Consider the following 20317-nt stretch of genomic DNA (forward strand, 5'->3'; position numbering starts at 1 on the left):
GGACCCATGAAAAAAGTTGAACGGATCAATATCATCATGAGGTATATCAATAACCGCGCCCACTTTACCATTTCCGAAATCATGCGGGAATTTAACATCTCTCGTTCGACCGCTATTCGAGATATCCGAGAAATTGAAGCTATGGGTATGCCGCTTGTCGCTGAAGTTGGGAGGGATGGGGGTTATTTTGTCATGAACAACTCTGTCCTGCCTACGGTCCGCTTTACGGATAATGAAATCAAAGCTCTTTTTCTCGCCTTTATGGCAACCCGAAATCAACAACTTCCTTATCTGAAGAGTCGTCAAACTTTAACCGAAAAGTTACTGGGCCTCATCTCCGAAAATCAGCAAGATGACCTTGTTCTTTTAAATCAAATATTGCTTTTTGAAGGAACCAACCCCCATAATCCCGACTTGCTTGATCTGTCAGACCTGCCCCACCCTATGTTGGAAAAACTCATACAGCTTCTTCTTATAGAGAACTATCTGTTGGTTACCGTCCAAGAAGAGATGGAAATAAAGTCTTATCCCATTTATCTTTTGCACCTTTATCGTGAAAAAAGCCTATGGCTCATTGAAGGCTTTGACTTAGAGGAAGAAAAGAGACGGATTTTATCTGTCGATAATCTCACCCATATAGAATTATTCCCTGTGAAAAAAAAGTTAAGTAAGAAAAAGATTTTAGAACAACTAAGTAAGCAGGAGGAAATGATTAACCTTGTCCTTGAACTGGGTCCAAAAGCGATTGGCCAATTCAAGAAATACCATCCTTTAAAGCTTTCACTTTCTTATACGAACCCTTACCAAACCACAGCCGTTATAAAGACCTTCATCAATGTTCATCATGCAGAAGAATTAACCGAAATAACCAATTGGTTGCTTTTCTTAGGTGGAGATATCAAGATCAAGGAGATGCCAGAAGAAATCTTAGCAGGTGTACAAAAGAGATTAAGCTTATATTGCCCGTAAGTAGTGGATAGTTAAAAACAAATAACTTTGAGCATGGCCGTGTTTTTATTATCTGCTGTTTCTACTGAGATCTACTATGGGACATTATCCCAATTGCCCTTAACTTTAAGGAAACGTTTAGCGATAAAAAAACGCATTGAGGAATTATCTCCTCAACACGTTTTCTGGCGATCTATAACTCACTCACATCATCTGTTATTGTTAAGCTCTTCAAAGAACTTAATATTAATCTCGAAATTAGGCACAGTTTGAGATTCTTCAGCTTGTTTGACTAATCTTACAACCATATCATTATAAGGTGTTGAGATTTGTTTGCCTGAAGCTGAGCGCGGAACTACTCCATTGATATAATCAATTTCGGTCTTCCGTTGCTTTTCGAGATCCTGTAGCATGCTTGCTTTTAACAGTCTGGACGACTCCATGAGAACCCGAAGTGTTTTAATTCGTTCCGGGATATCCTCTTCACTTTGTATTTCCAAAGATTCAATATCAAAGCCGCTCATCGTGGCAAATTTCACACCATTTGCGTGTCCAACTTTGATCGTTTCATTGGCAATACGGACGGCACTTACGATACTAATATCATGGTCAAGCACAACGCCATACTCCACGTTTAGTGCTGCAGATAGGCCGCTAAATGCATTGTTAATAAGCAATTTAGACCACTTCGTGCCCACCAGATTATCGGAAATATGTGTTCCACCCACAAGGTCTAGTATAGATTTGATCTGTTGAATTCTTTCGGTTGTTTCACCATTTAATTCACCAATTTGAAAAGCATACTGCTTAAAGCGGCTAAACTCTGTTGTAAGTCTTGATACTCCTGGTTCAATAAACGTAGCACCAAATTCAACAGATCCGGCAATGACCCGTTCTCGGCCAACAATGGAAGCCACCTTCTCTTCAGGGATACCGTTCTGCAAGGAAAGCACAACACTTTGGTCGTTTAAAAACGGCAACAGATCTTGAAGGACAGACTCGTTATATAGCTGTTTAGTTAAAAGCAAGATTAAATCATATGTTCCTGACATATCCTCAGGAGTAATGGCAGTCACCTTTGCCTGGAAATCCGTAGTGCCAGTAATTTGGGCCCCTGTCTGGTTTAATGCATCAACATGTGCTTGATAGACATCGATCAACTCTACATTTTGTCCGCCGGCAGCAATATATGCACCAGCGATGGTTCCTAAGGAACCTGCTCCTAAAATTGCAATTCTCATATGGAATTCCCCTACCTTTTATGTTTGATTGCTTTTAATGACGTTTATTTTTCATCAGCTAAATAATCATATATAACTGTTGGAGAAGGCAGCGAAAGCTCTGTGATGATATGGGAAGCTGAAACAACCTCAAGTACAGGCAAATCTGCCATTGGCGCAAGAGCATGAGCGAATAGCTCCAGTCTTGCAGGACCTGACCAGGCGCCCTGAATTTTAATATCCGTAATTTGGCTCCGTACCAATTCACAGATTCTTGGATATCCGTCATAATCAGGCATCTTTTTCAGCATATAATTTGGTTTAACAATCTCTTGTAGCGCCTCCGAATGATCAAGTGGAAAATGCTTATATCCCATGGTCGCGGTAGCCACTCTTAAAGAGCCATAATCCATAAGTCCAACCAATGTGTCGGAATCTACATACAAACTGGGTTTGCCCATTTTTTTAGGATAGGCACCTATTTCCCTGCCTGATGCGATTGCAGGAAAACTGTCTACGTACATTGCGTGGAGATAATCTCCTTCCTCCCCTTCAAAGTTAACAGGTATCACCTGTCCACACTCTGTATAGGAACCAAGGCCTGTTACATCCGGCATTTTCATAATCTCAAACCTTACAAGCGGAGAGGTAACTTCCAATGGCTCCGGAACGATTTTTCTTAAGCGTTCCAGATCGGTTCTATATAAAATGTTCAAGTATTCGCGATTATAGAAACGATATGGTCCCAAAGGAAATGCCCCTGCATCCAGCGGAGTTGTAAATTGCTTAACCACTTCTTCCTTTCTCATCTGAACGACACCTTCCGATCTCTAATTTCTTCATTCTGTTGTCTGATTTCTCTACCGAAATGATGATTACAAAACCCATTTTACATCTCAATTTACATTTAATCTAATACATGATAATATATAAACTCATTTATTATAATAAATATAAGAGGTGCACTATAGTGGAGCTGCTTCAGTTGAAATACTTTCAGACCGTCGCTTATACAGAACATATATCTAAGGCTGCCGAACAATTAAATATTGCTCAGCCTTCTTTAAGCCTGACGATAAAGAGACTTGAGGATGAATTGGGTACAACCTTATTTGATCGGAAAGGAAGAAATATTCAATTGAATGTATCCGGAAAAATCCTCTTGAAACATGTCAACAGGATTTTCACCGAAATTGAAAATGCAAGAATGGAAATACAAACGCAGGATAACGAAATGGCCCATACCATCAAAATATCGATTTCAAATCCCAGATTCCTATCAGGACTGATTACCAGGTATATTACCCAGTGTCCGGATACCAATATACAACAGGGACTTGGAGCTAGAAATGACATCCTTGCAAGCTTAAAAAAAGGGGATATAGATTTGGGGATCGCAGGTCCACCTATAGCGGACGATGAGATTGAGAGTTGTGTCCTTATTAATGAAGATATCGTGCTGGTTTTACCTTCCACACACAAGTTTGCGACAAAATCTGAAATTTCGTTAAGCAAATTGGCCGAAGAATCTTTTATTTCCCTTGCTAATAATGAGGAATATAGCTTTTTTACAACCGAGCTTTGCAAAAAAGCAGGATTCACTCCCAAGAATATATTCGAGGTGGACTCTCATTTACTCGCGGAAATTATTAAGGTCAATCAGGGTATCTCGTTAATCCCTATCTCGGTCTGTAGAAAGTTGGATTTGAATTACGTCAGAATCGCAGATATTAATCCCACCTATCCAGTGGGGCTATCTTGGGTGAAGGATAGACATTTATCCTCCTCCACCAGAAATTTCCGGGACTTTATTATTGCATATTTTAATGATCATTATGCATTGTACAAAGTTTAAAAAACTACATATTCGGAGCATTCTGTGACTTTTTGCGACTTGAAATTAGTCATTGGTTTTCATCTAAAATGCAGTAAAATATCGTTCACTGATTGTTCAGCGGACTGCTCCGAACTATCCAGCCAAAATCCGATTTGAGGCGTTTCCTTCAAAAAGTCTGAATACAAATTCTCTACCGTGAAGCCAGTGTACCCCACTTTTCCTCTTGTTTTTTCACGCTCTTTTACCACTTCTACCTTCGGACACAGCACAACTAACTGAACCGGGTAATCCTTTAACTGCTCCATCATATAGACTAATTCCGCGCCGTAGTAATTATCCTGTAAAACAACAGAAAAACCATTCTCATAATAGGTTTTTGCGGCATTTGCGGCTAACTGATAACGCAAATATAATTGACGGAATGCTTCTTCCGACGGTTCAGCGGACATGTCTTCGCGGCCGGATACAATCATGCGACGGAATATATCACCACGCAGATGCACGGCTTTTCCCAGCTTGGAAGCCAGCAGCTCCGACACTGTTGACTTACCAGAAGCCATTACGCCTGTAATTAAGTAGATCGCTTTTTCCATAACTAAATACCTCCTTCTTATCATAAAAAGAGACCGGCCTATACAAAGAAGAAACATTCAACAGAATTAAGATATGGGTTCTTAGACATATTTATTTATCATGGCATTTAGAAACTCTCGAAATTCTTCAACATATGCTTTAGGTTCTATGATTTCCAAATCCGTTCCAAAGCTAGCTAAAAACCGGAATCCAAAGTGGTTTTGCGGCATATCTATTTCGGCTATAAGCAGTTCGGAATTGTGAGCCTCAATCCTTTTTTGACCGTATCTTTCAATAAATTGATCTTTTATTCGATGTGAGATCAATACTTTAATTGTAATTAGATTCGGTTGATAATATTGCTCTGTTTTCTGTTCAGTCATATAATCTCTAGCAATAAATGTTTTAATATCGATATTCAGATTATCCGTTCTGGACAGTTTAAACGTTCGATACTCCATTCGATCTAAACAAAACCCCTTCAAATACCAACTCATTTCACTAAAATGAAGTTGGTATGGCTCGACCCGTCTCTGTGACTTGACCCCACTTTGATCTATATAATCGAATGTAAGTAACCTTCCTTGCTCTATTGCTTCCTGACAGGTCTTTAAGATTTGGACAATTTCAGGACGACCATCCCAATTATAAAAAGACAGTTGAATTGTACCTCCCGAAATCGTTGAACCTATCATCGATTCAATCTTTTTAAGCGTTGATTCTACTTCGTCACTAAAGAGAATTTTCCCTAATCCGCCCAGTGCAGTTAGTATATTTTCTAAATCATTGCTACTTAGAAGTCGTTTGTCTATTTTGTATTCATCCATAATCCCATATCCACCGTTCACTCCATTTATAGAATAAATGGGAATGTTAGATAATCCAAGTGTTTCCATATCACGTAGAATCGTTCTTTTGGACACATTGAATAATTTTGCAAATTCGGTAGCTGATACGACATTCTTTTGCAGCAAGATCATTATGATCGATATTAATCTTTCAATTTTGTTCATGATAGTCCTCTTTAGGTAAATAAATTTCGAACATAGCTATAATAGGTGACAATCTAGCTGTCACCTATTATAGCTTACACTTCATGTATTACAAGAAGGAGGTTTTATCATGTCAGTTATTGCATATTTAAATTTTGATGGGAACACAGAACAGGTCATCGCGTTTTACTCAGAAGCTTTAAACGCAAGTAAGGTGAAAAAAGTGAAATTCAAGGATTTTTCACAAGATCCAAACTATCCATTGCCAGAAAATGAGTTGAATATGATTATGGAGTCATCGTTAGAATTCGCTGGTGGGAAAATAATGATGTCGGATGTTCTTCCTTCGATGAAGAATGTAACGGGTGAGCTGGTTAAAGGTAACAATGTAATCATTAGTATCATTATTGATGATAAACAGGCAATGAAAAACTACTTTACTAATTTGTCTGAAGGCGGCTATGTGATCATGCCATTATCAGAGATGCCTTGGTCTTCCTGCTTCGGAATGTTGGTTGATAAATTTGGTATCGTTTGGAAGTTTAATAGCGATGCTTACACATTCCTGGATAGCGTAATTTCTAATGCTACTTAATGAACTGCTTCCAGCAAAGTCAAAAAGCGAATTGAGATTTTGGTTTCAAGAACATTGCCTGACTGAAAATTCTTGCTGGGTCGTGGTGAGTATGAAATCAACACCAGGTACGTTGCTATATCTGGATGCTGTTGAAGAAGCCTTGTGTTTTGGATGGATTGATGGACAAAAAAAGAAAATTTCCGAGACTCAATTAGCTCAAAGACTATCTCCGAGAAGCAAAAAAAGTTCGTGGACTGAATTGAATAAAGAACGAGCCCGTCGCCTTGAATCGTTGGGATTAATGACAGATGAAGGTCGAAAGACTCTCCCTGATCTCAGTTACGAATCATTTAAAATTGACCCTATTATTGAGCAGAGGTTGAAAGAGGACACGGATGTATATCAGAATTTTGCGGCATTCCCAGATCTTTATAAAAGAATTCGAATCGACACCATCCAAAGCTATAAAACTCAACCTGCGTTATTTAACAAAAGATTAGATAAGTTTATAGCAAACACCAAACAAAATAAAATGTATGGCAATTGGAATGACAATGGGCGCCTATACAACCAAAACACCTCACCTTGAATATTCAAGGTGAGGTGTTTAACCTGTTAAATGCCTGTCTTTTTCTTCTCAGATTCGGGATAGCGGTCACCCACAATTTGGATCTTGCTAATCTCATCATTAATTGTCATCAATTCCTGCTCGGTGAAGACAATATCAGATGCTGCAACATTTTCTGAGATTCTACTGACATTTGTTGTGCCTGGGATAGGTACAATAGAGGGTTTCTGAGCAAGAATCCATGCTAGTGCAATTTGCGCTGTGGTTACATTTTTCTTCTCAGCAAGCTTGTTCAGATACTGAACAACCACCTGATTTGCTTCCATCGCTTCCTTTGTAAACCGCGGAAGCTCGCCCCTGTTGTCGTTCTCCGTGAATGAAGCATTCTTGTCTAATTTCCCGGTAAGAAATCCACGACCCAGGGGACTATAGGCTACCAAACCGATCCCCAATTCATCGAGTACGGGAAAAATGTCTCTTTCCAGCTCTCGCCACCACATCGAGTATTCACTTTCCACTGCCGTCAGTGGTTCAACGTTATGCGCACGACGAATCGTTGTAGCGCTCGCCTCTGACAAACCCCAGTGGAGAATCTTACCTTCTTTTTTCAGCTTTTGCATCGTCAACGCCACATCTTCAATTGGAACCTTTGGATCAACACGGTGGATGTAGTATAAATCGATATAATCTGTTTTTAATCTTTTTAATGATCCTTCAACCGAACGAATAATGGATTCTGGACGGCTGTCCAGTTCATTTGTTGTGCTAGCTATTTTATGGCCTCCTTTCGTTGCAATCTGTACCTTATGCCGATGCCCTGTGAGCGCCTCACCAACAAGCTCCTCATTGGTGTAAGGCCCATAAACCTCCGCTGTATCAAACATCGTGATGCCAGCATCAATAGCTGAGTGTACAACGGATATCATTTCACCCCGGTCTTTTGCCGGTCCCCGATGGTAGTTCAGCCCCATACATCCAAATCCAACTTCAGAGGTTTCCAAACCGTTAACTCCCAAAATTCTTTTCTTCATCATCTTTTCCTTTCTTAACCGTATTTTTTATCAGGCTTAAAAATTTGTTTAAGAGTATCTACTCCTATGGTAATTTCCAAAGTGAAAGATTTCTAATACCTATGATGAATGTTTTATCATGCCTAATATGTATCGTATAATAATCTGTAAGTTATCCATTAGTGTACTTATGGAAGGATGATTAGAATGGATATTCGTGTTTTGAAGTATTTTTTAACTGTGGCTAACGTAGGCAATATAACAAAAGCAGCAGAAATCCTTCACATTACACAACCAACACTAAGCCGACAGCTTATGGATCTTGAAGAAGAGATGGGTTCTCGTTTGTTTGTACGGGGCAAGAGGCAAATTACGCTGACCGATAGCGGGCTACTTTTTCAACAACGGGTAAAAGAAATTATTTCCCTTCTAGATAAGACAGAAAGAGATCTGGCAGAACAAAAAGATTTGATTGGTGGCGTTGTTTCTATTGGATGTGTTGAGTCCGCCGTTTCTAGAGCGTTGCCAGAATTATTAGAGGAATTCTCCAATCGGCACCCTAGGGTACAATATGAATTGTACAGCGCAGATGGAGATGACATTAGAGAGAAACTTGATCGAGGGAATATCGATATCGGTATATTTTTGGAACCAATTGAAGCTGCAAAGTATGAATATATTCGATTACCTTATGAGGAAAAGTGGGGGATTCTAATGAGACGTGATGATCCTCTTGCTCAGAAAAAATCTATTGGTATTGAAGATATTCTTGCTTTACCCTTAATTCCGCCCCGACGCACAATTGTACAAAATGAGATTGCAAGCTGGCTTGGAGTTGAGAATGATAGCCTGTCTATTTTTGCATCACATAATTTACTGACGAATGCTATGCTGTTGGTAGAACGGAAACTTGGATATGCCATTTGTGTGAGTGGATCTTATACGATCCGGGAAAGTAGTCGTACTTGTTTTGTTCCATTTGAACCTGAACGAACCACTAGTCATGTACTCGCTTGGAAAAAGAATAAAATATTCAGTTCAGCTACTGCACACTTTATTCAGTTTATAAAAGATACCTATCAAACTTAATCTCCATGATTATTTAAATAGCCCAAAGCCCACGTACTGCTCCAACTTGAGCAATACATGGGCTTTTACGATCTTAATTCAAGAACAGTTAGGTGACCTTCTCCGGTAATTTTGGATTCAGCATGAAGTCATCTCCCTAATCCTAAATGTTCATCAATCGCTAGCTTCGCCTTACTCGCCCAGGCTGTTCCAGAACGCTTGGAAGGCACCTTTCTCGATTTCGAAGAATACCGGTACATTGCCGTAACGCACCAGACCTTCCCCAAACAGAACTAATTGGACCTGCGTCTTATCTTCGAGCGTCAGGTAGATGATCTTGCGATTTTCCTGCCCGTAAAGGCGCTCCTCCAGTTCAGGGCTTGTTGCTATCGGTTTAGCCGCGTAAAGCGCTGAGATAAAGCTGTTAAGCGATTTGTCCGCTGCGAGCGGCTGCAGCTGCTGCAAGCCGTTGTTCCAGCTGGCGAAGGTCTCCCACTGCGCCGAAGTGACGTTGCCTTCGAGATGAAGCTTGCCGATAAGGTCTTCGCCGCTGCCGATAGTGATGCCGTTGCTCTGGTCAAACAGTTGGGCATATACCTGACCATCGATCTCGGTGTAAGACATGATACGGAAATTCGTGTCGTAGCCGTTGACCGCATAGATGTCCGCTTCTCCAATGTTGGAGGCCAGCTCCGTGTACTCACCCTTGTCGCTCAGCTCATGAATGCCCCCTGTTGTAGTACCGAGCTTCTCGCCTCGCAGGGCAAGCGCATCCGTACCGTCAAGCGATGTAGCAGACTGTGTATATACGTTGCCCTGATAAACCACCAGTTGAAGCATATCGGCCTTCACGCCGTTCTTTGAATCCGGCAGCTCTGTCTTCGGAATCACCACAGGGTCGAATGATGCGCCCGGAGTGACCTGTGCCACCTGCGTCGCTGGCGCGGCCGGTCCGCTCACTTGCTGCCATATGCTTGGCGCCGCGAGTCCAACACTGGCAGCAATGACGACGCTCGCTGCAATATATAGAGGTTTTCGCTGGCGCTTTTGTTCATGGCGTTGTGTGTTCAAGGTTTGCTCTATCCGTTTTTTCATTTGGTCATTTGTTTTCATATGGTCCACCGCTTTCTTATAATTTCGTTTGAATTGTCCCTCGTTCATTGGGGTTCTTCTCCTTCCAGCTCCAGTTTTAACAGCTGTCTTCCCCGCTTCAATCGCATCTTCACTGCAGACTCGCTGATCTGCAGAATCTCGCCGATTTCCCGGATCAGATAATCTTCGTAATAGTACAAATGAACCACCGATCTATACTTGACGGGCAGTGACAACACGAGTTCGATCAGTGCCTGATCTTCGGGGTCGTCTGTCGTAAGGGGATCTGCTCCCTCCAACTTGACCTCCCGTTTGCGCCAGCCTCTGCCTAATAAGGATTTACAATGATTGGTGATGACCCGGATCAACCATGCTTTCTGATGCTCTGCATCGTTGAATATAGGGGCTTTTTCCATTAACTTGATGAAGGTATCCTGAGTGGCTTCCTCCGCGTCCTCTCTCCTGCCGAGGTGCACCATGGCAATCCGGAACAGCGTATCCGCGTAAGTCTCATAGACTTTCATCATATGATCTCCCCGTTGGGGCATTGATCGCTGCATGGTTGTTCTGCCCTCCTTTATATCTCTAACACTCTCAAGGACGGCATTTGGTCACATTTTGTTGTAAATTTAATATTTAGATATTTTTCAAACGAGTGACCAGATCAACCTCTTGTTCTCAAGGACGGATATAGATTTATAAGATAAAACAATAAAAAGCCGCTAAAATAGCGACTTTGAAGATTAAAATCCAATTGGGATTCATCATATAGCGAGCCTTTTGGCCACAATTAAACTTACGGAAATTTAGACAGACAAAAAGCCGTCATTATGACGGCTTACACGATTTAACACATCTATGGTAGTTACAGCAATAACAGAAAGTGTGTTAAATACTTCTATGGATTACACTTTTGGTCTCTGCTGCCTCAAAAATGGTCTCAATCAGTACAAGTACTCTGTGAACTTCATCATTCTTAATTGCAATTTCAGATTTCCCTTCGAGTACAGAGACGAAATTTTCATAGAAGCTTTGCTCCTCCAAATCCGGCTTTTCAATCGCAAACTTTAGTGTGGACTGTTCGGACGGCGGTGCCATCGTTTTGGTCAATCCCTGCCCCGCTTTGATAGGTTTCGGCTCTATATGAGCAACATCCGGATTTCGAGTGATAATCTCTCCACTTAAATCCCAGTCCCTAATCACTGCTGTACCTTCCGTTCCTTTGAGATACCATCTCGGTAACTTCACATAATTGGTCGTTCCCACTTCAATAAGTGCCGTAAGGCCATCTTTAAATGTTATATAACTCGTAAAGCCATCATCCACTTCGGTTCCCAAAATATAACTTAAATTAGCCGCCACACTTTCAATTTGGCTATCTGTAATCCGTAGCAGTTGGTCCAGCAAATGCACGCCCCAATCCAGCAGCATACCTCCACCGTAATCCTTCAGCTGGCGCCAGTCGCCAGGAATGCCATTGGCTCCTTGAACCCGAGATTCCAAATGGAACAGCTCGCCCAATGTCTTTTTATCGATGATGTCCTTGGCAGTCCGGAAATCTTCATCCCAGCGACGATTTTGATGAACCGTGAATACACGTTTCTCCTCGTTCGCTACCTTGACAATATCATTAAAATCCTTGCTGGTTATTGTAACCGGTTTTTCGCAAATTACATGTTTACCAGCCTGCAGAGCTTGAATTGCTATATCTTTGTGAACATCATTAGGTGTAGCAATCAAAACGATATCCACCAGCTCATCTGTCAGAACAGCATCCAGACTTGCGTAAGTTTTATAGCCGGCTTCCTTTCCCAATTCCATCCGATATTCAACAGTATCGTATACCCCGATTACGGAAATCTGTGATACAGGCTCAATTAACTGGCAATGATAGCTGCCCATCCCCCCAAAGCCAACAATTGCTATATTATAAATTCGGTTATTCATCTTCATCGTCCTTTCCCTTTTTGAATATGCCTACATGTTAGATTTCTCACAGCAAACTTTATGTAAAAAAGATGAGTGGCTGCGACCTTGATTTATGCAAGATGTATAGCACCTCAACTTGTTTAATACCCTTATCATACAAGTCTCATAAAAGACTATCTTCCTATTTTCTTGCTGTTTTATTCCCGGATATTGTCATGCGATACTTTAAAGGCGATGTCCCCGTCGCTTCCTTGAAGAAGTGATGAAATGTCTTAACGCTATTGAATCCGGCTTGCTCTGCTATTTCGGTAATCGAATAATTTTCATTGAGCAAAATCCATTTCGCTTTATTAAGTCGATATTCGTTTAGAAAAGTTACAAAGGTCATTCCTGTATTTTTCTTAAAAAACTTAGTGAAATAATAAGGGCTGAACCCTATATAGTCGGCAACGTCTTTTAGTATAATTGATTCCTGGTAATTGCTTTCTACATATTCAAAAATCCGTTCCAGCTTTAAAAGCATTTCTTTGGTCGGAGTCAGGATATTTCCCGAGATTTGGGGTCGATGTTTCTCACTCCCCCTTGGTACTTCTCTTAGAATAAAAGTCAACATTTCATAAAGTTTGGCCTTGATCATATATGCATAGCCCTCTTTGCGCTCGTAATCTTCTGTGCTTATGTTTTGAAGAAGAGGAAGAAGCTTGGTTGCCGTTTCATGAGGCCAGTTTCTGCTGGATTGCTCTATTTGAGTAAAAATGTCACGAAGCGACCGATCATCGTAAATTAGTGTGGATACGTCTTGGAACAGGCTCAGATCAAATTGAATAACAATTCGCTCACTATCAGGGGATGACAAAAAAAAGTGGACGTCACCGCCATTAATGAATTGGACTTCCCCCTGCTTCAGACGGATTACCTTGTCATTCAACCCCAAATCCAGGCTTCCCTGGGTAACATAAATAATTTCAATTTCCTTATGCCAGTGAGGATAACAGAGCACATCTCCTTTATGAATAAAGCTTCGAAATGGGAGTCTTTTGTCGAGTTCCGGGATCTCTAGATATAAACTCATGTACGCTAGCAGTCCTCCTTATATGTGTTGCATTCAATAATATATCTTGTAATCGTTTTCATAAAAACTTCCTGTGCAAATTCCTTCTGTTCATTCTCTGTAGATCCTAATAATAATTCAAAAGGATATGTTTATAAATGTTTTTCTCATAAGAATTGTTGCTGAGTAGCCCTGCGTCATCAAGTCGATTTTGAAGGTAACGGTGCATTATAAGATTAACAATAAGCCTTATCAAAAACCGCACATCCGATATCCTGATGTACGGTTTTTTTACATTCTAATTTTCTTGTTCCTTTATCACCTGCTCAATTCCCGACAAAATCAGCTTCAAGCCGAACTCAAACGCTCCGTCGCTCCCCATCATCTCAAACAGCCCGCCCTTGTGCATTCGCCGGAACAGTCCTGCTTCCGTCTCGCTCATGGAGTCCAGTAGCTGGATCATCTCCCCGCCCGGAAGCTCTCCCTGGTTCTTAATCATTACGGAGACCGTGCGCTGGTGCTCATAATTATCCAGAACAAAGAAGAAAACATAGTTCACAAGCGTAAGAACGGCTTGCAATTTCTGCTCTTGCTCAAGTGGCGTAGATTCCATACAGAGCAGCATACGGTTGGTGAAGCGAATCATGTCCGGCTCATGGGGCAGCGTCTGCATCATAAGCTGCGTGGAGCAGGGATACCGGCGGAGTACACTCCGTATCGATATCGCAAGGCCCTCCATTTGCACCTTCCAGTCCCCGTCGGATTGGAATTCATTCAGGATCATTTTCGATATCTGGTTGGCCAGATGCTGGTAGAGATGCTGCTTGCTCTTAAAGTACCAGTACAGAGAAGGAGCCTGAATACCCAGCCGATCGGCCAATCGCCTCATACTGAATTTCTCAATGCCTTCATCCCCAAGAAGCTCCCAAGAAGCTTCCAAAATCTTATCCTCCGAAATCTGAGGCTGTTGTTTTTTCATCCGTATCCGCCCTTTTATCTAACAGTGTAAGATTATGCTTTACAGGTTCATAAGTTCATGATAACATCTAACACTGTAAGGCACAAACTAACACTGTTAGATTGAAAATTGGAATATCGTTCGAATTTCAAATCAGTTCAAAAAATAAATGAAGAAAGTAGTGACTCACACATGGATGCAGAAAACCTCCATTATTTTGAAAAAGCACCGATCGCAAAAGCCGTAGCTCACTTCGCTGTACCGATGATGTTAGGTACGTCGATGAGTGTCATCTACTCTATCCTGAACGCCTATTTCCTTGGTACATTAGGCAATACTGCCATGTTAACCGCACTCGCCCTAACCTTGCCATTATTCGCGGTAATTATGGCGCTCGGCAACTTGATTGGTATGGGTAGCGGTACATTCATCTCCCGTTTGTTAGGAGAAAAAAGATATGATGACCTAAAACATGTTTCCTCATTCGCCTTTTACAGCAGTTTAGTTCTTGGTCTTATCGTAATAGCCATCGGCCTCCCGCTGATCGATCCAATCGTTCATAGCTTGGGAGCAACGGCTGAATCCTTCGGATTCACAAAAGACTATGTCACGATTATGCTTATCGGTTCACCATTCGTCATATTATTCTTCACGCTGGAGAACATCGTGCGCTCGGAGGGTGCAGCAATCACATCCATGATCGGTATGATTCTTAGCGTGGTTGTAAATATTATTCTTGATGCGATTGTCATCTTCATCTTCCATTGGGGTGTAATCGGCGTTGCTTCTGCAACGGTCATTTCTAACTTGGTTGCCAGTGTTTTTTACGCATACCATATGGGATATAAAAGCCAATTCTTGACTGTCTCCGTAAAATGGTTTAAGGCTTCCAAGGAAATTATGAGTAATGTGTTCAAAATCGGAGTTCCCGTCTTTATCATGAGTATCTTCTTGGGTGCAATGTCGCTCATTTTGAACCATTTTCTTGTCGAATATGGAGATCAGGCCATAGCGGGGTACGGAATTTCATCACGTTTGTTGCAATTTCCTGAGTTTATTCTGATGGGCTTATGCGAGGGAGTTGTGCCGTTGATTGCTTTCTCTTTTACAGCAAATAAATTACGCATGAAGCATACCATTGGATTTACGATCAAAACGATTGTTGCGTTAGCTGTTGTGTTCGGCGTTGTCGTCTATTTGATTTCCGACCACTTAATTGGTTTATTTACGAATGACCCGCAATTAATTGAAATGGGTAGCTACATTCTACATGTGACGTTCCTATCCTTGTTCATTACAGGAATGACCTCGTTGTTTGTGGGGATCTTCCAAGCAACAGCGCAAGGAACCGCCGCGTTTGTAATGTCAGTCATTCAAGGAATTACTCTGATTCCTGTACTCTATATCGCCAACCGATTGAATGGCTTCCATGGGGTGGTATGGTCACTCGTCATTGCGGATCTCGTCGCGTTCCTTGTTGGAGCTATCATGCTGTATATTCTGCGCAACAAATTGCAGCCAGATTTAGAGAATCTAGTGCACTAGAAAACAGTTAATAAGCTTTCCACCTAATCAACGAAATACTAATCAAAATAAGAAAACCGTTCCTCTTGTCTAGGAACGGTTTTCTTTTTTATGTGTTTTATTCAATTACGCTGCAATCAGCCAGAACTTCCGGTTTATAACGCATGCTGTCCGATTCTGTGATGGGACGAATGACTCTGCAGGGTACACCCGCTGCAAAAGAGCCTTCAGGGATATCTTGGGTTACTACACTTCCAGCACCAATGACGCATCCGTTGCCAATGGTAACACCGCCGCATACGGTGACGTTAGCCGAAATCCAAACATCATTTCCGATGGTGACAGGTTTAGCATAACAGAGCGACTTAGGTTCCCCGTTTTGGTCCAGCATTTGTCGACGTTCTGAAGCAATGAATGGGTGAACCGGTGTAACAATAGTCACATTAGGTCCAAAGCTGACGTGATCACCAATGGTAACCTTAGCATCATCCTGGACGGTCAGATTGTAGTTCGCAAAAAAATGGTTACCGATTTCTGTGTGAACGCCATAATGAAAGAAAATGGGGCCTTGTATAAAACAACGCTCTCCTTTTCGACCCAGAATCTGCATGAGTAATGCTTCACGTTCCTCCGTTTGATCCTCAAAAGTACGACTGTATTGACTACTTAGATTGTGAGAGCGAAGCTTAATAGCCTTAAGGTCTGGATGGCCGGGACTAAATAAGATCCCATTAAAAATTCGTTCTTCTTCAGTCATGTTATCAACTCCTGTTATAAATACTTCGATACATGAATCAACCTAACACTTTGTACAATATCTTTATAATGAATATTTATAAAGTGTATAAAAAGCATCCTACGAAATCAACTACAAAACAAGTGTATTTAACCACACCATTTCTGTCAATGAATACTCGGAGGCTTTTCGTTCTTCCCAAAAAGTTTATTTTCCCTACAAACTGATTCCCTTTTCATTTCGTACTTTGTCCGGTGTTACATCATTTCCATCTGCATCAAGTATGGTAAGCACTGAAAAAGTGTTTAGAACTTGCCCACGAATTTCCCGTAAATAGTCTTCTCTTAATACTTGTTGTTCAACTCGTTCCGCATTGGTCAAACCTTCTTCACGCTCTTTTTTCGCCAATTCATTAATGCGACCTAAATGTTTAATCATCCTTTTCCTCTCCTTCTTTACAATTAATCTTACTGGTAGTCTAGCACCGAAATGCATACATTGCACCTATTTATTAGATAACGCCGGGAAATATGGAACCACTTCCTCCCCTAATTCTTGAATCACCTCGTCAACCGGACGTGTTCCATATTTCAAGTTGAATGCAAGATGATTCACACCGATTCCTTTTAAAGCATTGAGGTATTCAATTAAAAATTTATATCCGCTCCTAAACCCTAAGTGAATAGGAATTGGATCTTCATCTGGATTTTCTGATAAATCGATATATAAAGACTGATTAAAAGGCTTAAATTCATCCGTTAATGTACGCCATTGTTGAATAAGTGATGCTTGATCAATGATATTTCGTGGGTAATACAGCCAGCCATCACTGTGTTTTGCTATCCATTCCGGTGTCTGTGAAGAATGGCCTGTTACTAAAATAGGAATATCCTTTAATTCCGGTTTGGGTAACAAATCGCCACCCTGAAGGTTAAGGCTTGGTGAATGAATTACCGGGAATTCCTCATTCCAGACTTCTCTCATGACATGCAAAGATTCTTGAAATAATTCACCACGTTTTTCTCGGTCCACTGAAAACGCTGAAAACTCACTAGGTCGATCCCCTGTAGCAATGCCCAGCACAAGTCGTTTTCCGGAAATTCGATCAACAGAAGCTGCTGCTTTTGCTACATGCAACGGATGGCGTAGTGTGGTGATCATACTTCCGGTACCCAATGAAATCTTTTTCGTATGAGCTGCTAAGAATCCAAGAAAAACCCATGGATCATATATTTGTCCCACATCCCCAAAGCTTGGAACATTTAAAGGAACATCTCTAACGAATAAGGAAGCAAAGCGCGCTTCTTCTGCCTTTTTCGCCAATTGCATTTGTTGCTCTAACTGCATCTCTGGGATACTACCCTTATAAGACTCTATTGGAAAATATATCCCGAGCGTAAGTTGGTCTTCTTTAAACATGTTTGTATAGCCCAGATGTGATTCAAATTTATTCATTTCCTGACCTCCGCATAAATATCCAATATTCATTTGCAAAGGCAATGATAAACCATATAACCTTCAGAAAATAGTACGCACTATTTTGTTCTATAGGATAAAATTTGTGATATTGTATACTTTTTTATACCAAACGGGAACTGTCACGTTCGACAGTCCCCGTCTCCTATTTACTGCTTGCCTTGAAGCTCCTCATGCCATTCCTGTTTGAGCTCACTCCAATGTGCTCGTTTTTCCAGTGCAGCCTGAAAATCACTCCAAGCCTGTTCAAATTGTGAGTCATCCTTAGCCATAATCAGCTTGGCTTTATACTCTTTTCGCACATTATCAAGTTCAGGCAAATATTTCTCCCATAAGCCACCCGGTTTGGCCTTCACCATATCGTAGTTTTCAGCAACCCGGGTCCCACCCATTTTGCCAATCTTTTCGGTGAATTCGATCGTTTTGAATCTTCCTTTCGGATCAGTAACCCCATAATTCCACCATGGGTACCAGTCATTACTATAGGAAGATGCCGCATAAAGCTCTGGCGTCGTGCTTGCCTTCTTCGCTTGATCTCCGGAATCATGCAAGGCCTTGTAATTCTCATCCGTGTACACCCATTTTCCCAACGGTTTATCCACCCAGTCCCAGAACACTCCTGGCGGACCTTCATTCACAACCTGCTGCTGTTCGGGCTTAGGCTGTAGTGTGTAATCAAAGAAAGCAAGAATGGAATCGAGATTTTTAGTATTTTTATTGATAAAAACGTCATTGGCAGGATAAGGATTGATAATCTGATTAGCGCCAATCTCACTCACGCCATCCACTTTCGGATAGGGAATGACATCATAGTACCATGCCGGATCGGTTGGCCCGTCAAGAACCTCCCATAACTGTGCGTCCATATTAAAGAACCCACCTGCATTCATGGCTACACGTCCGGATTTGTTTTTCTCTTTGTAACGCTCCTTCTTGTCTGTAATTGCTTCATGATCCAGAAGCCCTTCCCGGAACATGTTGTTCATCCATTGGTAAGCCGCTTTATATTGTGGATTGTCATAGATAAACTGATAGTCATTACCTTGCTTCTCTACTGGAATGACGCCGCCCGCTGTGCTGACCGTAACGCCAAATGTACTCAGGATGACATTTTCATCGCTTGCGTCAGAGAGAAAACTAAGGGGAATCAACGGTTTCCCGTTTGCGTCTTTCTGCTTAGCCGACAATCTCAAATACTTCTCTATACCATCCAACGATTTCAGATCATCCATCGTCATGCCGGTTTTCTCCAGTACATCTGTACGGACAAACCAGCCATAGGAAGCCCAACCAGGCCAAGGATCATCGGGATTTTGATCAAACCATGTCGGAATGGAATAGATATGTCCGTCCGAAGCTTTCATCTGATCCAGATAGATTTTCGGAATGGAGGCCAATCCAGGATATTTATCCGGCATATCGAAGTATTGCTCCAGCGGAAGAACGCTGCCCGAACGCGTCATCGCAGTGGTCACGACATCACTACGTGAGAACAGAGCTGCATCATCAAAGCCACCAGTATTCAATTTCAGGTTCAGCTCTGTCATTACATCGCCCTGCGTAGCCTCCAGCCGAACGTCTATGCCCGGCTCCTTTTCTTTCCAATACATTTGGACCATACTTTGGTTATTAATTGTTGCATTCCATCCCAGCCATAGCTTAAATGAATTTGCAGAACTGCTGCCACTCTCTGTGCTGCTGCTTGAGCATGCCGTTATCCCAAACATCAGTAGAGCCAAGGATAATAGCACCAGTTTTCTTCCCTTTTGTTGACGTAAACTCATCAGATACGTCCCCCTCGGTTATTTTGAAATTGTATAGGATTAGAAAACCCATTCTGTTGCTTCATTTTTCATTGGGTTATCCTTTTACTGAGCCGATAAGCACACCTTTTACAAAATACTTTTGCAGGAATGGGTACACACACAGGATCGGAAGCGCGCTTACCATAACTGTCGCCATTTTGATGGACATCAGTGTAACGTTAGAGAGCATGGTGCCCCGGGCAAGCGCTTCCTGATTATTGTTGGACCCGAGGACAGTCGAGATATCCTGGGCAGACAGCAGTTGTTGCAAAAACGTTTGAACCGGAATCAGATTCTGATCTGAAACATAAAATGCGCCAGAAAACCAGTCATTCCAGTGCCCCACTGCAGTAAAAAGGCCAATGGCTGCAAGCATGGGTTTCGAAAGCGGCATAATAATAACGAAGAGAATGCGGACAGGATTGGCACCATCAATCTCAGCCGATTCGATCAGTGCTTCCGGAATCCCCTGGATGAATTTCATCATCACAAACATATTCCACGCCGAGAAAGCGGACGGAATGATATACACCCAGAATGAGTTTAATAATGACAAGTGATTAAGCTGGATATACAAAGGGATTAATCCGCCACTAAAAAGCATCGTAATCAGCACGTATCCCAGGAGGGATTTCCTGAAAGGAAGCTGCCGATAGGACAAGCCATAAGCCGCCAGTAGTGTGATGAGTAAGCCGACAAAAGTGCCTACGATCGTTCGGGATATCGTAATTAAGTAGGCATGTTGAATAACCGAATTCCCAAGCACAACCTCATAATTGTACAAAGTAAACTCCCTAGGCCACAGATAGACACCGCCTTTTGCCGCATCGCTGCCAACGTTTAAGGAAACGGCAAGCATATACGTGAATGGATAGATTACCGAGATACAGAGAAGTGCCAATAGAAACACAATAATTGTCTGACCCACCCGTTCCCTCATAGAAGTTCTCATA

21 protein-coding genes are annotated in these 20317 nt (G+C 41.7%); 6 read left to right on the top strand and 15 right to left on the bottom strand.

Translation table 11 applies throughout. The features are described 5' to 3' along the window. Positions 1–6 precede the first annotated feature (6 nt). Positions 7–969: a helix-turn-helix transcriptional regulator gene (locus PTQ21_RS23290; protein WP_090806915.1), complete on the top strand. Its 963-nt coding sequence runs from the start codon at positions 7–9 to the stop codon at positions 967–969. A gap of 188 nt (positions 970–1157) precedes the next feature. Here the strand turns inward: PTQ21_RS23290 and PTQ21_RS23295 are convergent, their stop codons facing one another. Both PTQ21_RS23295 and PTQ21_RS23300 read right to left on the bottom strand, forming a co-directional pair. Continuing rightward, entirely contained in the window at positions 1158–2189 is a 1032-nt protein-coding gene (locus PTQ21_RS23295; protein ID WP_063562672.1) for a ketopantoate reductase family protein, read from the bottom strand. Between the two features lie 44 nt (positions 2190–2233). Then, a complete protein-coding gene (locus PTQ21_RS23300) occupies positions 2234–2977 on the bottom strand; it encodes an acetoacetate decarboxylase (RefSeq protein WP_274567324.1) in 744 nt (247 codons plus the stop codon). 161 nt (positions 2978–3138) lie between these two features. Between PTQ21_RS23300 and PTQ21_RS23305 the strand changes: the two genes are divergently transcribed. After that, positions 3139–4023: a LysR family transcriptional regulator gene (locus PTQ21_RS23305; RefSeq protein WP_063562674.1), complete on the top strand. Its 885-nt coding sequence runs from the start codon at positions 3139–3141 to the stop codon at positions 4021–4023. 59 nt (positions 4024–4082) lie between these two features. Here the strand turns inward: PTQ21_RS23305 and PTQ21_RS23310 are convergent, their stop codons facing one another. After that, positions 4083–4598, bottom strand: a complete 516-nt coding sequence (locus tag PTQ21_RS23310) for an AAA family ATPase (RefSeq protein WP_274567325.1) — start codon at positions 4596–4598, stop codon at positions 4083–4085. 81 nt (positions 4599–4679) lie between these two features. Further along, entirely contained in the window at positions 4680–5591 is a 912-nt protein-coding gene (locus PTQ21_RS23315; protein WP_072733185.1) for a helix-turn-helix transcriptional regulator, read from the bottom strand. A 109-nt stretch (positions 5592–5700) separates the two neighbouring features. Here PTQ21_RS23315 and PTQ21_RS23320 point away from each other — a divergent pair, with 109 nt between their 5' ends. Together PTQ21_RS23320 and PTQ21_RS23325 are read left to right on the top strand one after the other, a co-directional pair. After that, entirely contained in the window at positions 5701–6165 is a 465-nt protein-coding gene (locus PTQ21_RS23320; protein ID WP_063562677.1) for a VOC family protein, read from the top strand. Next, positions 6155–6736, top strand: coding sequence for a YdeI/OmpD-associated family protein (locus PTQ21_RS23325; protein ID WP_274567326.1), 582 nt, complete (start codon positions 6155–6157; stop codon positions 6734–6736). Before PTQ21_RS23320 ends, PTQ21_RS23325 begins: the two co-directional genes overlap by 11 nt. Positions 6737–6762: 26 nt before the next feature. Here the strand turns inward: PTQ21_RS23325 and PTQ21_RS23330 are convergent, their stop codons facing one another. Continuing rightward, positions 6763–7746 (bottom strand): aldo/keto reductase, encoded by a 984-nt coding sequence (locus tag PTQ21_RS23330; protein ID WP_274570557.1) that lies wholly within the window; start codon positions 7744–7746, stop codon positions 6763–6765. Positions 7747–7932: 186 nt separating this feature from the next. On the opposite strand from PTQ21_RS23330, the gene PTQ21_RS23335 reads away from it, so the two are divergent. After that, complete coding sequence (locus PTQ21_RS23335; protein WP_274567327.1) at positions 7933–8814, top strand: LysR family transcriptional regulator; 882 nt, start codon at positions 7933–7935, stop codon at positions 8812–8814. Between the two features lie 171 nt (positions 8815–8985). Here the strand turns inward: PTQ21_RS23335 and PTQ21_RS23340 are convergent, their stop codons facing one another. The 5 genes from PTQ21_RS23340 to PTQ21_RS23360 form a co-directional block, all read right to left on the bottom strand. Then, entirely contained in the window at positions 8986–9954 is a 969-nt protein-coding gene (locus tag PTQ21_RS23340; RefSeq protein WP_274567328.1) for a hypothetical protein, read from the bottom strand. Then, positions 9951–10445, bottom strand: coding sequence for an RNA polymerase sigma factor (locus PTQ21_RS23345; RefSeq protein WP_274567329.1), 495 nt, complete (start codon positions 10443–10445; stop codon positions 9951–9953). The genes PTQ21_RS23340 and PTQ21_RS23345 overlap by 4 nt, the downstream gene beginning before the upstream one ends. 328 nt (positions 10446–10773) lie before the next feature. Continuing rightward, positions 10774–11838, bottom strand: coding sequence for a Gfo/Idh/MocA family protein (locus tag PTQ21_RS23350; protein ID WP_064637404.1), 1065 nt, complete (start codon positions 11836–11838; stop codon positions 10774–10776). Positions 11839–11995: 157 nt separating this feature from the next. Then, positions 11996–12886 (bottom strand): AraC family transcriptional regulator, encoded by an 891-nt coding sequence (locus PTQ21_RS23355; protein ID WP_274567330.1) that lies wholly within the window; start codon positions 12884–12886, stop codon positions 11996–11998. A 277-nt stretch (positions 12887–13163) separates the two neighbouring features. Continuing rightward, on the bottom strand, positions 13164–13844 hold the full coding sequence (locus PTQ21_RS23360) for a TetR/AcrR family transcriptional regulator (protein WP_090806932.1): 681 nt from the start codon (positions 13842–13844) through the stop codon (positions 13164–13166). Between the two features lie 171 nt (positions 13845–14015). Here PTQ21_RS23360 and PTQ21_RS23365 point away from each other — a divergent pair, with 171 nt between their 5' ends. Further along, a complete protein-coding gene (locus PTQ21_RS23365; RefSeq protein WP_072733192.1) occupies positions 14016–15368 on the top strand; it encodes an MATE family efflux transporter in 1353 nt (450 codons plus the stop codon). 97 nt (positions 15369–15465) lie between these two features. On the opposite strand, the gene PTQ21_RS23370 is transcribed toward PTQ21_RS23365, so the two are convergent. From PTQ21_RS23370 to PTQ21_RS23390, 5 genes are all read right to left on the bottom strand, one after another. Beyond that, the gene (locus PTQ21_RS23370) at positions 15466–16104 is read right to left on the bottom strand and encodes a sugar O-acetyltransferase (RefSeq protein WP_090950996.1); all 639 of its coding nucleotides are present in this window, start codon (positions 16102–16104) and stop codon (positions 15466–15468) included. A 195-nt stretch (positions 16105–16299) separates the two neighbouring features. Beyond that, positions 16300–16521, bottom strand: a complete 222-nt coding sequence (locus tag PTQ21_RS23375) for a DUF896 domain-containing protein (RefSeq protein WP_063562690.1) — start codon at positions 16519–16521, stop codon at positions 16300–16302. A gap of 66 nt (positions 16522–16587) precedes the next feature. Beyond that, positions 16588–17538 carry an LLM class oxidoreductase gene (locus PTQ21_RS23380; protein ID WP_274567337.1) on the bottom strand — a complete coding sequence of 317 codons (951 nt, stop codon included), beginning with the start codon at positions 17536–17538 and terminating at the stop codon, positions 16588–16590. Between the two features lie 170 nt (positions 17539–17708). Then, positions 17709–19343, bottom strand: coding sequence for a type 2 periplasmic-binding domain-containing protein (locus PTQ21_RS23385; protein WP_175382285.1), 1635 nt, complete (start codon positions 19341–19343; stop codon positions 17709–17711). A gap of 76 nt (positions 19344–19419) precedes the next feature. Next, positions 19420–20316, bottom strand: a complete 897-nt coding sequence (locus PTQ21_RS23390; protein ID WP_063562693.1) for a carbohydrate ABC transporter permease — start codon at positions 20314–20316, stop codon at positions 19420–19422. Position 20317 lies beyond the last annotated feature (1 nt).

Origin of the sequence: Paenibacillus marchantiae, assembly GCF_028771845.1 — a bacterium.
Classification (GTDB): Bacteria; Bacillota; Bacilli; order Paenibacillales; family Paenibacillaceae; genus Paenibacillus; species Paenibacillus marchantiae.

What these genes read in the sequence shown, in the direction of transcription:
- PTQ21_RS23320 (WP_063562677.1), top strand. Translation starts at nt 5,701, where the DNA reads ATGTCAGTTATTGCATATTTAAATTTTGATGGGAACACAGAACAGGTC.
- PTQ21_RS23360 (WP_090806932.1), bottom strand. Translation starts at nt 13,844, where the DNA reads ATGAAAAAACAACAGCCTCAGATTTCGGAGGATAAGATTTTGGAAGCT.
- PTQ21_RS23290 (WP_090806915.1), top strand. Translation starts at nt 7, where the DNA reads ATGAAAAAAGTTGAACGGATCAATATCATCATGAGGTATATCAATAAC.
- PTQ21_RS23325 (WP_274567326.1), top strand. Translation starts at nt 6,155, where the DNA reads ATGCTACTTAATGAACTGCTTCCAGCAAAGTCAAAAAGCGAATTGAGA.
- PTQ21_RS23300 (WP_274567324.1), bottom strand. Translation starts at nt 2,977, where the DNA reads ATGAGAAAGGAAGAAGTGGTTAAGCAATTTACAACTCCGCTGGATGCA.
- PTQ21_RS23370 (WP_090950996.1), bottom strand. Translation starts at nt 16,104, where the DNA reads ATGACTGAAGAAGAACGAATTTTTAATGGGATCTTATTTAGTCCCGGC.
- PTQ21_RS23330 (WP_274570557.1), bottom strand. Translation starts at nt 7,746, where the DNA reads ATGAAGAAAAGAATTTTGGGAGTTAACGGTTTGGAAACCTCTGAAGTT.
- PTQ21_RS23375 (WP_063562690.1), bottom strand. Translation starts at nt 16,521, where the DNA reads ATGATTAAACATTTAGGTCGCATTAATGAATTGGCGAAAAAAGAGCGT.
- PTQ21_RS23365 (WP_072733192.1), top strand. Translation starts at nt 14,016, where the DNA reads ATGGATGCAGAAAACCTCCATTATTTTGAAAAAGCACCGATCGCAAAA.
- PTQ21_RS23345 (WP_274567329.1), bottom strand. Translation starts at nt 10,445, where the DNA reads ATGCAGCGATCAATGCCCCAACGGGGAGATCATATGATGAAAGTCTAT.
- PTQ21_RS23350 (WP_064637404.1), bottom strand. Translation starts at nt 11,838, where the DNA reads ATGAAGATGAATAACCGAATTTATAATATAGCAATTGTTGGCTTTGGG.
- PTQ21_RS23380 (WP_274567337.1), bottom strand. Translation starts at nt 17,538, where the DNA reads ATGAATAAATTTGAATCACATCTGGGCTATACAAACATGTTTAAAGAA.
- PTQ21_RS23295 (WP_063562672.1), bottom strand. Translation starts at nt 2,189, where the DNA reads ATGAGAATTGCAATTTTAGGAGCAGGTTCCTTAGGAACCATCGCTGGT.
- PTQ21_RS23340 (WP_274567328.1), bottom strand. Translation starts at nt 9,954, where the DNA reads ATGAACGAGGGACAATTCAAACGAAATTATAAGAAAGCGGTGGACCAT.
- PTQ21_RS23310 (WP_274567325.1), bottom strand. Translation starts at nt 4,598, where the DNA reads ATGGAAAAAGCGATCTACTTAATTACAGGCGTAATGGCTTCTGGTAAG.
- PTQ21_RS23355 (WP_274567330.1), bottom strand. Translation starts at nt 12,886, where the DNA reads ATGAGTTTATATCTAGAGATCCCGGAACTCGACAAAAGACTCCCATTT.
- PTQ21_RS23335 (WP_274567327.1), top strand. Translation starts at nt 7,933, where the DNA reads ATGGATATTCGTGTTTTGAAGTATTTTTTAACTGTGGCTAACGTAGGC.
- PTQ21_RS23315 (WP_072733185.1), bottom strand. Translation starts at nt 5,591, where the DNA reads ATGAACAAAATTGAAAGATTAATATCGATCATAATGATCTTGCTGCAA.
- PTQ21_RS23390 (WP_063562693.1), bottom strand. Translation starts at nt 20,316, where the DNA reads ATGAGAACTTCTATGAGGGAACGGGTGGGTCAGACAATTATTGTGTTT.
- PTQ21_RS23385 (WP_175382285.1), bottom strand. Translation starts at nt 19,343, where the DNA reads ATGAGTTTACGTCAACAAAAGGGAAGAAAACTGGTGCTATTATCCTTG.